Source organism: Formosa algae (assembly GCF_001439665.1).
Taxonomy (GTDB): domain Bacteria; phylum Bacteroidota; class Bacteroidia; order Flavobacteriales; family Flavobacteriaceae; genus Formosa; species Formosa algae.
Genome location: NZ_LMAK01000004.1, coordinates 70,481 through 85,914, shown reverse-complemented (window position 1 = coordinate 85,914; position 15,434 = coordinate 70,481). Strand labels below are relative to the sequence as shown.

The window sequence follows — 15,434 nt, the reverse complement described above, 5'->3', positions numbered from 1 at the left end:
TAATTATAAACGCTAGCTATTTGAGCTAAAAATGAAAGTCTTACAGTCAAAACAGCACTTATAAAGCTAGTATCTTAGTATCAGAACCAAAAAAAACAAATATTATGAATGTACAAGCTTATCTTGCTTTTAAAGGCAATTGTTTACAAGCACTTAACTTTTATAGTGATGTATTTAACGCAAAAATTATAAACAAACAAACATATAAAGATAGTAAAATAGATGTCCCATTAACCTATCTAGACAAACTGCAACATGCAGAACTTAAAGGTAAAGGCATACATGTTATGGCTTACGATGCATCTCCAGACACTCCAATAAATCATGGAAATCAAATACACATGAGTGTAGACTTAAACACTAAAGACGAAGCAGAAAGTGTATTTGAAACTTTGTCTGAAAATGGACAAGTACACCACGATTTTAGAGAGCGCGAATGGGGATATTATGGCCGATGCACAGATGAATATGGAATTAATTGGATGGTTAACTGTAACGAGTAAACCTTTAAAAAACAAACAACATTATGCAAATTATATTTGAATATCACGATGTCGCTACTAGTGATGCTTTAGAACAAATGACGACAGATAAATTAGAGAAACTAGGAACGAAATATGACATGGTTATTCGGGCAGATGTATTTTTTAAAACAGAAAATACAACTTCAGACGAGACTGGTAAAATCTGTAACATCAGATTAAGTTTACCAGGACCACGATTGTTTGCCGAAGCTAGTCACGATAATTTCACAGACTCGGTATTAGAATCTGTAAGCGATTTAGAACGACAATTGCGGAAACGCAAAGAAAAAATGAAAACGTATTAATAACACTAAAATCTAATTATTATGAAACCAACAGTTTTATTAGGAGCCGCTTCAGCTATGATGAAGAGTAAAAAATTAAAATTTGTGTTTGCAGCCCTTCAATTGGGGTATTTAGCATACACGTTATTCGGAAAAAAATCCAAAGAACCACAGCAAGCAGAACTTGCTGAATAAATACAATTACATACCACTCTTACAGAGTAAAAAAACCGTCTATATAAGAATATAGACGGTTTTTTTTGTCTAACCTTTTCGAACGTACATTCACACGTTTTGTAGGAAAGATTACAACCTATATTTCTCATTTTTTCAACCTATATCACGAAAAAACGGCTTCTTAAACACCTGTTAAACGCTTGATTGTCTATGCTTTTGTCTAACTAATTCAAAAAAAGCTAAAGCTAAAGTTAACCGCTTAATTTAAAAGCGTTAAAATCGTTATAAAACACACCTAACTATTCACTTTCTAAAGAATTACGTTGTAAATTTATAAAAACATCACGTTTAAAACACAGCATTTCAACATGGCAAAAAAGAAAATTCTTACAGAAGATCAACTCATAGACTTTTATATGGATTATGTTTTAGAACATAGTCAGCAACCAAAAACAGTATATGCATTCGCCAAAGTCAATAACTTTGATGAACAAAAATTTTACGAGTTTTTCGCATCATTTCAGGCCTTAGAAGCTCACATCTTTAAAGCCTTTTTTCAAAATACATTAACGGTACTTCACGCCAGTGAAAGTTATGAGACTTTCGACTCGCGAAGTAAATTATTAAGCTTTTATTTTACCTTTTTTGAGAACTTAACAGCAAATAGAAGTTATGTTATGTTCGCTTTAAATCAGCACCAAAACAAATTAAAAAACCTAAAATGCTTAGTAAAATTACGTCAAGAGTTTATCCATTACATTTCAACTCTAAATATCGAGCTTTTAGAAACAAAACAACAAAATATAGACAAGTTTCAAGAAAAAGGATTACAAGAAAGTGCTTGGATCCAACTGTTAGTAACTATGAAGTTTTGGATGGAAGACGACTCCAAAGGTTTTGAGAAAACAGATATATTTATAGAAAAATCCATTAATACTAGCTTTGAATTTTTAGATGTAGCACCTCTTAAAAGTTTATTTGATTTAGGGAAATTTCTATTTAAAGAAAAAATGCAAATGCAATAGAAGAAGCGTATGAAAGCAATACATAAAATTCCAACCTCTAAAATAGAAAGGGCCTCGAAACTCGTATCTACAGGAGCTAAAATTGGAGTAAATTATATAAAATATTACGGCGATAAAATCACCAAAACAGAGCTTGAAGCTAAAGACAAACTCAACGAAAATAATGCTGCAGACATTTACGACGGACTAAAACAGCTTAAAGGAAGTGCGCTTAAAGTCGCGCAGATGTTAAGTATGGAAAAAAGCATTATGCCACAGGCTTATGTCGAGAAGTTTTCGTTAGCGCAGTTTTCTGTTCCGCCATTATCACCGCCTTTAGTTTTAAAAACATTCAAAAAATATTTTGGTAAACTGCCAGAAGACATGTTTGATAGTTTTGATGCCAATTCTGTAAATGCCGCCAGTATTGGGCAGGTACATATTGCAGAAAAAGACGGCAAGAAGTTGGCCGTAAAAATTCAATATCCAGGAGTTGCAGATAGTATTACATCAGACTTAGCCATGGTGAAACCCATTGCTATGAGTATGTTCAATATTAAAGGTGAAGGCTCTGATAAATATTTTAAAGAGGTTGAAAATAAACTTATTGAAGAAACCGACTATATTTTAGAAGTCCAGCAAAGTCAAGAGGTTTCTGAAGCTTGTTCACACATACCACATTTAAAATTTCCGGAATATTATCCAGAATGGTCTTCAGAGCGTATCATTACTATGGATTATATGCATGGTGAGCACTTGTCTGAATTTACGGCATACAATACCAATCAAGAGCTTTCTAATCAAATCGGACAAGCGCTTTGGGACTTTTATATGTACCAGATACACATTTTAAGAAAAGTGCATGCAGATCCGCATCCTGGAAATTTTTTAGTCTCTAAAGAAGGTGACCTTATTGCTTTAGATTTTGGGTGTATGAAACAAATTCCAAACGATTTTTATATTCCGTATTTTGAGTTGGCCTTAAAAGACAACATGAATAACCCTGAATTGTTTCAAGCAAAATTATACGAACTTGAAATTTTAAGAACAGACGATAGCGAAGAAGAGGTTACTTTCTTTACAGCCATGTTTCATGAAATGCTTACTTTATTTACGCAGCCTTTACACGAAACTGTTTTCGATTTTTCTAACGCAGAATTCTTTGGTAAAATTGCAGATTTAGGTGAAAAATATTCAAAAAACACACAACTCAAAAAATTAAATGCCAACCGAGGGTCTAAACATTTTATTTACATGAACCGTACATTCTTCGGACTTTACAATTTAATGTTTGATTTAAAAGCAAAACATATTAATATTAAAACTTGGGAATAAACGCCCATTAAAATTATATTTGCCTCTGCTCATGTGTCCACATGTGCAGAGGTTTTTTTTGCTCCTTTACATCTTCTTTACGCTTCAGAACCATAATGATAATAATATAATAACATAGACTATCGCATTGATAATCTGAGGATAACAACAGTTTATACCGATTTAAATCCACTTCTCTCCTACCTACACATTTCGCGTTAGGCGAATTAGTCTAAAAGTATTTTATTTGTCTATTACAGACTATTTTAGGTGTTTTTTATTCAACATTCAGCATACAAACCATGAAGCGTTTTTTTACCATCGCTATACTTTACATTCTATATTTAAGCTCGCATATATACGTATTGGCACAAGAATTACCGCCAATATTAAACTTTACTCCAACAGTTTATAATGCTGAAAATCAAAATTGGATGCTTTCGCAAGCGCCTAACAAATTTATATATGCAGCTAACAACGAAGGGCTTTTAGAATTTAATGGTGCTGAATGGACACTCTATCCTTCGCCTAATAATACCGTACTTAGAGCGGTTAAAGCAATTGAAAACAGAATATATACAGGCTGTTATATGGAGTTCGGGTTTTGGGAGAAAAATGCATTTGGAACTCTAGAATATCAAACCCTAACATCTACTTTTAATGCACCAATGATTGAAGACGAACACGTTTGGAATATTATAACTTACGATGATTGGATCCTTTTTCAGACGTTTGAACGCATCTATTTTTACAATCCAAAAACTCAGGACACCTCAATTATAAATTCGGAACATGGGATTTCAAGAGTTTTTAATGTCGATGATGTTATTTATTACCATGTAGACAACGAAGGTTTATATAAAATTGAAGCGGGAGCACCTCAATTAATCTTATCCCAAAAGACACTTGGAGCAGATAAAATTATAAACCTATTCGCCTCTAAAAATGGCTTACTTATACAAACCCGAGCTTTAGGGTTCTTCACTTTACACCATAACGAATTAAACACTTGGGATGTTCCAGCAAACGACACCTTAAAAACTATGCACGTGCTTAGTAGCTTACAACTACGCGATAAAAGTTTTGTTATAGGGACTATAAAAAACGGATTAATATACGTGTCTCCAGAGGGTGAAATTCAATATAACATTAACAGAAACAACGGCCTTGCAAACAATACCGTTCTCAACCTATTTGAAGATGCAGATCATAACATTTGGGCAGGTTTAGATATTGGGATTAATTGCATAAATATAAAATCTCCAATTCGGGTTTTTAATGACGACGAAGGTCGCATAGGAACTGTATACACCGCATTAGTGTATCAAGATTATTTATATCTGGGAACAAATCAAGGGTTATTTTATAAAAAGAATAAAAGTGCAGAGTCCTTCAAATTTATAACGGGGACTTCTGGTCAAGTTTGGAATTTATTTACACATGATAATACCTTATTTTGCGGGCACCATATAGGAACTTTTGTAATTAATAAAGCCCAAGCTATTCTTGTATCTAACACACCAGGCACTTGGGGATTTAAAGCCATAGTACATAGTAAAAACCTACTCTTAGAAGGTAATTACAATGGTTTAAACGTCTTAGAAAAACAAGGAGATCAATGGCATTTTAGAAATAAAATTGAAGGTTTCGATAATTCTGCACGGTTTTTTGAATGTCAAGACAATCACACCATTTGGGTAAGCCATGGCTACAAAGGCATCTTCAAACTTTCAATAGACACAGATTTTACAGAAACCACAGCTGTAGTTTTAGATACGACTTTACAAACAGATAAAAACTCGAGTTTAATCCGTTTTAAAAATAAAATTTTATATGCAGATAAAGCAGGTGTTTTTGGCTATAATAGCATCACAAATTCGTTTAAAAAGAATCTTGAACTTAGTCCCATAGTGACACAATCTGAATACATTTCAGGAAAATTAGTGGTCGATGATACTGAAAAACTATGGGGTTTTTCTAAAGATAACATGAGTTATGTAGATATAAATCATCTTACAAACACCTTAAAAATAAACCAAATAGCAATTCCATATTACCTTAGAAAAGGTCAAATTGGTTATGAAAATATTGCACATACTACAGAACAAAACTATCTTATTGGAATTACAGATGGATATTTATCTCTAGATCTATCTAAAATAAACAACGAACACAAACATCTCATTCGTTTAAATGCAATTACCTTACTTCCTTTAGATAACACCGATATCGCTGTAGATTTAAAAGAGGATGGAAACTTCGATTATGTTAATAATTCTATCAGCTTTAAATATAGTGTCCCAAATTTTAGCTCCTACAATAAAGTACAATACCAATACAAACTAGAAGGCAGATCCAACACATGGAGCGAATGGTCGTCTAAAACAACATTAACATTCGATAATTTAGCCTTTGGAGACTATAACTTACAATTAAGAGCTAAGGTTGGAAATACACCGTCTCAAAACACTTTACATTATAATTTCACCATTAAACGTCCGTGGTTTCTATCTAACTTTGCTATTGGTTGTTATATTATTTTAGTCTTCTTATTGGCTTACTGCATTCATAAAAGTTATAAAAAATACTTTAAACGTTTACATGAACATAAAGAACTTGAAAATGAACGTTTAATTACAAGTATGAAAAACGAAAAATTAAACCAGAAAATTGAAAGTAAAAATAGAGAGCTCGCCATTTCTACAATGAGTTTAATTAAAAAAAATGAAGTCCTTAATGGCATTAAAAAAGAATTAAAAAAAGAGCTTAAGAAAAATAAGTTGGTAGAAGAATCTAAATCAATTAAACTCATTAACGACAATTTAAACGACTCTAAAGATTGGTCATTTTTCGAACAAGCCTTCAATAACGCCGATAAAGATTTCTTAGAAAAGATTAAAAAAGTACATCCCGATTTAACTCCAAACGACTTACGCTTTTGTGCCTATTTAAGACTCAATTTATCTTCTAAAGAAATGGCACCATTGCTTAACATTTCTTTAAGGAGTGTAGAGACCAAACGTTACAGATTACGAAAAAAACTAGGCTTAGAACAAGATAGCAGTCTAGTTAACTATATCTTAAACTTCTAGTAACATTAGGCCGTATTTTTTCACTACGTCATTACCACGACAACAGCTCAAAACTCGCGTTATTGTTGAGGTTATTAAAAAACTACTTGTATTTCCCAGTATACAGTGTTAGTGTACCTTTCTTACTTAATTCTCATCCAATTCAACACTTTTTTGTAGCATGTCCAATTTTTTTCGCACATATAAAACAGACTATTATTTACATCAAAAATTAAGTTTACAAACACTTAATTTGAAAGTTTACCTAAAAAAAAATTAGAAATATACTTTTGAGTCCAAACTAAAATACCTTTCTAATGAAACTAAAATTATGCAATAAAAAAATTAAAATAATAACCCTCTTCATGTTATTATTTACAACTGTTGTTATGTTTTCGCAGTCGGAAACCTCTATCAATGGGACAGTACTTTCGGCAGAAGATAATATGCCCTTACCTGGAGCTTCTGTTGTACTAAAAGGCACCTCTAATGGTGTTTCAACAGATTTTGATGGAAATTTTAAAATAAACGGGGCTAAACAATCAGATATCCTAATCGTATCTTTTATGGGATACAAAACTCAAGAGGTTACTATAAATGCCAACACACTCACTATATTATTAGCAAGTGATACAAGTACCTTAGACGAAGTTGTTGTGGTAGGATATGGTACACAAAAAAAGAGCGATATTGTTAATGCTGTAGCCATTACAGACTTAGACAAAGCAACATTATCTCCAACATCAGATGTTAATGAAATGCTTAGAGGTCGTATTTCGGGTTTACAAGTAGACGTTGGTGGTGGAACGTTAAGACCTGGAGGAACATCAGACATTATTTTTAGAGGTCAAGGATCTATAGAAGGAAATGTAAGTGCCATTTATGTGGTAGATGGTATTATAAGAGAAGGTGGTATTGAAGACATCGACTCAGACGATATCGAGTCTATAGAATTCCTTAAAGATGCTTCTGCTCAAGCCATTTATGGTTCTAGAGGAGCAAACGGTGTGGTATTGATTACAACTAAACGTGGTGAATCGGGTAAAGTAAGCGTAAACTACCATGGTTATGTTACTTCTAAATCTATTGAACGTAATTTTGATGTGTATAGCGGACAAGAATTTGCGCAATTAAGACGTGAAGCTGTAAGATCTACAATTGCAGACGATTCTTACCCAAATGATGAAGAAATATTTTCTGAAGTAGAACTAGAGAACATCGCCAATAATGAATTTGTAGATTGGGAAGATGAATTAATGAGAAATGGCTTTGTAAACAGTCAAGCACTTAGCATCTCTGGCGGTACAGATTTAACTAAAGTATTTGCAAGTATAAATTACTTTAAAGAAGACGGTATGATACCAACTTCTAGCTATACGAGAAAAACATTGCGTTTAAATGTAGATCAGAAAATTAGTGATAAATTCTCTGTGAATTTTGATCTAAACCTTTTAAACGAAGATACAGAAAGAGCAGCTAGCATAAACGTTATTACAACATCTCCTTTAGGAAGTGCTTACGATGATGAAGGTAATCTTACTCAGTTTCCTAGTGGTGAAGAATCTTCTACAGTTAACCCATTATGGAATCTTAGAGAACAAGATAATGATGAAAAAGGAAACGATTACGTTATCAACATCACGCCTATTTGGAACATTACAGAACATTTAACTTATCAATTAAAAACAAATTTAACACGACGTACATCAGAACGTGGTCAATATTTATCGTCATTGAGCTCTGCTGGAGACGATGTTGATGGTATTGCAAGAATTGAAAATCAACTTACAGAATCATATTTGGTAGAGAACATTTTAACTTACGATAAGTTATTTAACGCAGACCATAATTTAAACGTCACTTTAGTACAATCTGCCCAAGAATATAAATTTTCAAGCACCTTTACAGAAGGACAAGGGTTTGTTAATGAAACATTAGGTTACAATGGTATTACAGATGCTATTGGAAATATAACGGTAGAACGTGAAAAAAGTCAACAAAATGTAGCCTCTTTTATGGCCAGAGCACGTTATGGTTTATTAAACAAATACACTTTTGAAGCTACTGCTAGAGCCGACGGTGCTTCAGTAAATTCTGCAGATAATAAATGGAGTTTTAACCCAGCAGCATCTTTTGCTTGGAAAATTCATAAAGAGAACTTTTTAAAAAACACTAATGCTGTACAAGAGCTAAAGCTTAGAGTAAGTTACGGGTCTTTAGTAAACGATTTAGGTCGTGCATATACATCGTTATTTACGGCTGAAGGTCAGAATTACATTTTTGATGGTGAGTCTGCTTCAGGGTATTCTCCTTCAGTAATTCTTCCTAACACCGATTTAAAATTTGAAAGAATTACCACAGCAAACGTCGGATTAGATTTCGCTGTATTCAATAATATATTAACCGGAAATATTAACTGGTACGATGCAAGAACAAACGATTTATTATTAAAACGTGGTGTACCATCAACAACAGGTTATAACTACACCTATTTTAATGCTGGAGAAATGCAAAATACAGGTGTCGAGTTAAGTTTAACTGCAAATATTATTAATTCAGACAATTTTAAATGGTCGGTATCCACCAATTGGTCTAATAACAAAAACAAAATTTTAGAATTGTATGATGACGGTGATGGTAACCCGATTCTTAGTGATGATACATATGGGTATTACGTTGGACAATCTGTAGGCGTTATTTATCATTATCAATTTGATGGCATTTGGCAAGAAGGAGACGATTTTGAAAATGCACCACAAGCCAATCCTGAGTCTACGCTGTCTCAAGAAAGTTTAAGTGCTGGAGATATTCGTGTTAAAGACACCAATGGTGTAGATGCAGACGGTAATGCTACAGGAGTTCCTGACGGAAAAATTACGCCAGAAGATCGCGTCTTTACAGATTCTAATCCAGATTGGTTCGGATCGCTATCGACCTCTTTCGCGTATAAAGGCTTCGATTTATTTGTAGACTTTTATGCTGTAGAAGGTGCTACAAAAGTGAACCCATTTTTAAATACGTATAATAACGGTGGGACCTTACAAGGAAAAGTGAATGGTGTAAAGGTCGATTACTACACGCCAGAAAATCCATCAGATGAATTCCCAAGACCCAATTTTGATGCAACACCATTGTACTTAAATTCATTGGCTGTAAAAGATGCATCTTACATTAGATTAAGAACCGTGAGTTTGGGTTATACGTTATCAGATCAACTTAGCAATCACCTCAACTTATCTCAAATGAGATTCTACGTTACAGCTACAAATGTATTTACTAAAACAGATTACATCGGGTATAGCCCAGAAGTTAATATTAGAGATACCTACTCTACTGCAGACACCGGTTATCCAGATTCAAGAAGTTTCACTTTTGGAGTAAGAATTAAATTTTAAAAAAAGACATTATGAATACAGATATTTTTTATTCAAAATTAAAAGGAAGTTGTGTACTACTTCTAATATTGTTCATTTCGGTATCCTGCGACGATTATTTAGAAGAACAACCAAGCACCTTAATAGATTCAGATTACATCTACACTACAGAAGAAGGTTTAAAATCTGGAGTTGTAAGTTTATACACGCTTAATAGAGGGCGTTACGATACGAGTACGGAAGATTATATGGGTGGTGTATTAATGTCGTCTAGAAGTGATTTAGCCTTTAGCAGATCTGGATATACCGGTTTAATTGGTCGCTACGAAAGAGCAATTTCATCTGTAGATTATGGTGCAGAATTGGCCTCGTCTTTATTTTGGAAGCATTTTTATAATGTAGCCAACAAAGCGACATCTATTATTAATGCAGCAGAAGCTTTAGAAGGTATAGATGAAGATGTAAAAAATCAAGCCATTGCAGAAGCTAAGTTTTTTAGAGCCCACTCGTATTTCTACTTATACAGAATGTATAATAACATATACGTTACCACAGAAACGGTAACGGTAGATAATGCCTTTGATGTGGTAAATGATAAATCGACAGAAGACGAAATTTTCGCGCTTCTAAATAGTGATTTAGATTTTGCAATCGAACATTTAGAATGGACAGATACTTTTGGTCGCATTACTAAAGGAACGGCAAAACATGTAAAAGCTAAAGTCGCAATGTGGGAAGGCGATTATACAGAAGCTAAAACGCAAGCTTTAGATGTTATTGAAGGTTCAGATAGTCCTCACAGCTTAGTAGCTACAACGGCAGATGTTTTTGCTGGCGATAGAAATAATTCTGAATCGTTATTTGTAATACAATCTGAAGACGACTTATCAGGAGGCGGAAACAACACCATGATTAATGCCAATTATGTAGCACAATACTTTAATATTTCTGGAATTGAAGCTAATATAGAACAAGGCGGAAGAGGGTTTGCTCGTATCTTACCAAATTTATATTTGTTAGACTTATTAGCACAAGACCCAAATGACACTAGAGATGATAATACATACTTCAGATTAAAGTATTATTACACTTCTGGAGACCGAATTGGTGAAGAAGTAGACGATTACCAACCCATAACAGATTTAGCTAATCCGAGTACGAACTACACCACTTACTACCAAAGAATGCACCCATCTTGTATTAAATTTGCTCAAGAAGATGATAACCCAGATTCGTATTTAAACAGAAGTAACATCACGGTGTACAGATTGGCGGAAACGTATTTAATTGCAGCAGAAGCTATCTTGAGGTCTACTGGAGATCCGCTTCCATATCTTAATGCTATTAGAACGCGTGCTGGAGCTGCTCCGGTAAGCACAGTAGATTTACAAACCATTTTAGATGAACGTGCTCGTGAATTGGCTTTTGAAGGTCAGCGTTGGTTTACACTAAAACGCATGGGACAAGATATTCTAGATTTTCAGATGACAACTTATGCGGGTGATGGCGAATATTTCCCTGCAAATTTAGACGGTAAGGATCCGCGTACCAACTGGCAATCACACTTTATAAATTGGCCAATAGCACAAATAGACTTAGATCTATTAGGAAGTGGATATCCACAAAACGACGGCTATTAATTAAATTCTTAAATTGTCAACTAACATACATAAACCTAAGCGCAGTCTCTTGCCTTAGGTTTATATCTATTTATAAACCATACTAACATTTCAACTTTTAAACACATGCGCTACCTCTATTTACTACTCTTCATTTTAAGTCTAAATGCTTGTCAGTTTAAAGATACACCTCAAGCAAATCTCGTAATTGCAGAAAATCCTATAGTTGCACATCGAGGCGCTTGGAAAACAAAAGGACTCCCTAAAAACTCTATAGCATCATTAAAAGAAGCTATAGCATTAGGATGTACTGGAAGCGAATTTGATGTAAGAATGACTTCTGATGAGGTTTTAATAGTTACACACGATGCCGAATTTAATGACTTGATTGTAGACAGCACGACTTACAGTGACTTGTCTAAATATAAATTGAAAAACGGAGAAACCCTACCTACGCTAAAACAATACTTAGAAGCTGGGATGACAAATAATACAACAACCGGCTTAGTCTGCGAAATAAAACCGTCTAAAATACCTGGGCGCAATACACTACTTGCTAAAAAGGTTGTAGACCTTGTAAAACAACTCAAAGCAGACCCCTATATACTCGCTTACATCAGTTTTAGTTACGATATTTTAAAAGAAATTAGAACCTTGGATCAAACAGCTAAAACACAATATCTAGATGGATCTAAAGCTCCAGACGAATTAAAATCAGATGGCATTTCTGGTTTGGATTATTTGGTGTATAAGCTAAAAAATAAACCGGAATGGATTTCTAGTGCAAAAGCAAATCAACTTACGTTAAATGCATGGACTGTAAATAAGGCTGAAGACATGGATTGGCTTATTGCAAATCACTTTGATTATATTACAACAGACGAGCCTGAACTTGCTTTTAAACGATTAAAACACCATCCAACAGCAACGGGATGGAAACTTGTTTGGAGTGATGAATTTAATACAAAAGGCAAAGTAGACTCTACAAAATGGGCATTCGATTACGGGTTTTTAAGTAATCAAGAATCACAATATTTTACAGATAGTTTAAAAAATGCACGCGTAGAGCAAGGTCATTTAATTATTGAAGCCCACAAAGAGAAAATTGCAAATAAAGATTACAAAAGCACCGCTTTTAAAAATAAAAGTTGGTTACAATACATCACTAAAATAGACACAGCACAATACACATCTGCCCGATTAAAAACGGAGGGGCTTGCCGCTTGGCAATATGGCCGTATAGAAGTAAAAGCAAAATTACCTAAAGGAGTAGGCTTATGGCCTGCCATATGGATGTTGGGAGAAAACAGAGCCCAAGTAAGTTGGCCCGAATGTGGAGAAATAGATATTATGGAACATGTAGGGTTTAATCCGGACTCTATTTTCGGAACCATACACACCAAAGCATACAACCACATGAACAACACTGAAAAAGGTAAAAAAATTCACATCGAAAAACCGTACGATACCTTTCATGTCTTTGCATTAGAATGGACTCCTGAAAAAATGGACTTTATTTTAGACAACACCGTATACAATCAAATTACAAACGAACATAAAACTACTGCCGAGTGGCCATTCGACCAAAAATTTAACCTCATCTTAAATGTATCTGTTGGCGGTATGTTAGGTGGTCGAGAAGGCATAGACAATAGTGTATTCCCTCAACAGATGACTGTAGATTATGTTCGCGTTTATCAAAAAGACAATTATTAATATGAAACATCTTTTAATAACATTATGCCTGCTCCTATGCTTTACTAAAAGTCGCGGACAAAACATAAAAGCAATGACTTATAACATCAGATTAGATGTCGCTTCTGATGGTGCAAACGCTTGGCCAAATAGAAAACAATTGTTAAGCAATCAGATATTATTTTATGCACCAGATTTTTTAGGGGTTCAAGAAGCTTTACCAAGTCAGATGTCATTTTTAAAACAGGCATTAAGTAATTACCAAAGTATTGGTCAAGGTCGTGATGGCATAGATCAAGGTGAATATTCTGCTATTTTCTATAATACCAACCGATTTAATCTTGAAAAAAGTGGCACATTTTGGTTATCAAATACATCTAAAAAACAGTCTAAAGGTTGGGATGCTGCCTACCCCAGAATTTGCACTTATGGCTTGTTTATAGACAAGTTAACTTCTAAAAAAATATGGATCTTTAATACGCATTTGGATCATAAAGGCACCCAAGCTCAACTTCAAGGATTAACGCTTATTAACGATAAAATTGCGGCACTCAATACAAATGACGATCCTGTACTTTTAATGGGAGATTTTAATGTTGAGCCAAATAGTTCTGCCATTATAAATCTATCTAAAGACATGTCTAATACCGAGACACTTGCACAAATTAAATTTGGACCTCAAGGCACATTTAACGGTTTTAATATTTACGAAGCGGCAACGCGTAAGATAGATTATATTTTTACATCTAAACCCGCATCAATCACTGTACTGAAACATGCGGTTATTAGCACTCTCGATAATCTAAAATATCCTTCAGATCACTTTCCTGTGTTTATAGAATTCGCGTTTAAATAAACTTGCTTCAGCATTTACATCTCTCGCCATATGACTAAAATTTTTGCCTCTTTAATTATAATCCTCTTAGCTTCCAATACACTTAGATCTCAAAAAGCAACTCAAAACAATTTACCTAATATTCTTTTGATTGTGGTAGATGATCAAGGTTATGCCGATTTTCAACCTTTTAAAAATCATGACACCACAGTTGTAATCCCTAACATAAGTAAACTTGCAAATTCAGGCCAAATATTCACAGAAGCGTATACAACAGCTCCGGTTTGTAGCCCTTCTAGAGCAGGAATTCTTACTGGTAAAAATCAGTTTAGGTGGGATAAACATGCCAGTTGGGGACCAGGATTGCCGGAAACTGTAAAAACCATTCCAGAATATTTAAAGGAAGTAGGCTATACAACGGCTAGAATTGGTAAAAACGATCTTGGACGAAATTTCCACAAATACGATACTAGAGAGTATCCGCTAAAACATGGTTACGACGAATTTTTAGGCTTTAGTGCGCATGCACATGATTATTGGTTACTTTCAAAAAATATAGAAGAAAAAACTCCAGACCCTAAAGGCACAAGCGCATTACTTGGTCCGTTAATGCATAACGAAGGCACAAAAAGTTATAAAGACGGTTACCTCACCGACATCTTAACAGATGAAGCTATTCAGTATTTTAAAACTCCCAAAGACACCCCCTTTTTCTTGACGCTAGCGTATAATGCTGTGCACCATTTAATACACGAAGTGCCACAAAAATATTTAGACAAATACAAGGTTAAGCCCATTCAAAATTACAGTCCCGATAGTTTAATGGCTTATGGTAAACATAAAGCAGGAAGTTATGCTGCCTATTACGATAAATATTCCAGAGCAGGAGCTATTTCTGCTTCAGATTTACGTGGGTATTACCTAGCAAATTTAAATTGTTTAGACGATAATATAGGTCGAATTTTAGCTTCTCTTGAAAATGAAGACTTGATTAAAAACACATTGATAATCTTTATTTCAGATAACGGAGGTTCGCCATTAACAGGTGCAAATAATAGTCCGTTAACCGGTGGGAAATATGCGCTTTGGGAAGGAGGAATTCGTGTCCCTTTAGCCCTTAGCTGGCCAAATAAAATTGCTCCTGGCACTGTAGAAAACGCCTATGTATCGGCTACAGATATTTTACCAACCATAACCCAAGCAGCAGGAATAACATTAACAGACAACACCTTGGATGGGAAGAGTTTATTACATCCTATAAAAGACCGTATATTGGTTTGGAAGTGGAAAAAAACTTGGGCTGTACGCAAAGGCGATTGGAAACTCACCAATACCAATGAAAACCACTGGAAGGGAGAACCAACGCCACTTTATATTAAACCTATAGTGGATAATGATGCTCTAAAACTTTTCAATGTTAAGGAAGATCCAGGAGAACGAAAGGATTTATCTGCACAATATCCTGATAAGGTTAAAGCGTTAGAGGCTGACTATAATAATTGGTGTCAAACAAATATTGGCAACTATTAAAACGATT

The 15,434-nt window shown here is 34.3% G+C and carries 11 protein-coding genes; all 11 read left to right on the top strand.

Going from position 1 to position 15,434, the window contains the following annotated elements; genetic code table 11:
- Positions 1-104 precede the first annotated feature (104 nt).
- The 11 genes from AST99_RS00905 to AST99_RS00860 all read left to right on the top strand — a co-directional run bounded on the left by AST99_RS00905 (position 105) and on the right by AST99_RS00860 (position 15,427).
- On the top strand, positions 105-503 hold the full coding sequence (locus AST99_RS00905; RefSeq protein WP_057778176.1) for a VOC family protein: 399 nt from the start codon (positions 105-107) through the stop codon (positions 501-503).
- Positions 504-526: 23 nt separating this feature from the next.
- Complete coding sequence (gene hpf / locus AST99_RS00900) at positions 527-829, top strand: ribosome hibernation-promoting factor, HPF/YfiA family (protein ID WP_057778174.1); 303 nt, start codon at positions 527-529, stop codon at positions 827-829.
- Positions 830-850: 21 nt separating this feature from the next.
- Positions 851-1,003 (top strand): hypothetical protein, encoded by a 153-nt coding sequence (locus AST99_RS18525; RefSeq protein ID WP_157486269.1) that lies wholly within the window; start codon positions 851-853, stop codon positions 1,001-1,003.
- Between the two features lie 350 nt (positions 1,004-1,353).
- A complete protein-coding gene (locus tag AST99_RS00895; protein ID WP_057778172.1) occupies positions 1,354-2,010 on the top strand; it encodes a TetR family transcriptional regulator C-terminal domain-containing protein in 657 nt (218 codons plus the stop codon).
- 9 nt (positions 2,011-2,019) lie between these two features.
- Positions 2,020-3,324, top strand: a complete 1,305-nt coding sequence (locus tag AST99_RS00890; protein ID WP_057778170.1) for an ABC1 kinase family protein — start codon at positions 2,020-2,022, stop codon at positions 3,322-3,324.
- 281 nt (positions 3,325-3,605) lie between these two features.
- Entirely contained in the window at positions 3,606-6,395 is a 2,790-nt protein-coding gene (locus tag AST99_RS00885; RefSeq protein ID WP_069727776.1) for a helix-turn-helix and ligand-binding sensor domain-containing protein, read from the top strand.
- 344 nt (positions 6,396-6,739) lie between these two features.
- On the top strand, positions 6,740-9,769 hold the full coding sequence (locus AST99_RS00880; protein ID WP_198151364.1) for a SusC/RagA family TonB-linked outer membrane protein: 3,030 nt from the start codon (positions 6,740-6,742) through the stop codon (positions 9,767-9,769).
- A gap of 11 nt (positions 9,770-9,780) precedes the next feature.
- Positions 9,781-11,388: a RagB/SusD family nutrient uptake outer membrane protein gene (locus tag AST99_RS00875; RefSeq protein ID WP_057778164.1), complete on the top strand. Its 1,608-nt coding sequence runs from the start codon at positions 9,781-9,783 to the stop codon at positions 11,386-11,388.
- Positions 11,389-11,493: 105 nt separating this feature from the next.
- On the top strand, positions 11,494-13,083 hold the full coding sequence (locus tag AST99_RS00870; protein WP_057778161.1) for a glycerophosphodiester phosphodiesterase family protein: 1,590 nt from the start codon (positions 11,494-11,496) through the stop codon (positions 13,081-13,083).
- Position 13,084: 1 nt separating this feature from the next.
- Positions 13,085-13,918, top strand: coding sequence for an endonuclease/exonuclease/phosphatase family protein (locus AST99_RS00865; RefSeq protein ID WP_057778158.1), 834 nt, complete (start codon positions 13,085-13,087; stop codon positions 13,916-13,918).
- A gap of 30 nt (positions 13,919-13,948) precedes the next feature.
- On the top strand, positions 13,949-15,427 hold the full coding sequence (locus AST99_RS00860; protein WP_057778156.1) for a sulfatase family protein: 1,479 nt from the start codon (positions 13,949-13,951) through the stop codon (positions 15,425-15,427).
- The last annotated feature ends 7 nt before the right edge of the window (positions 15,428-15,434 follow it).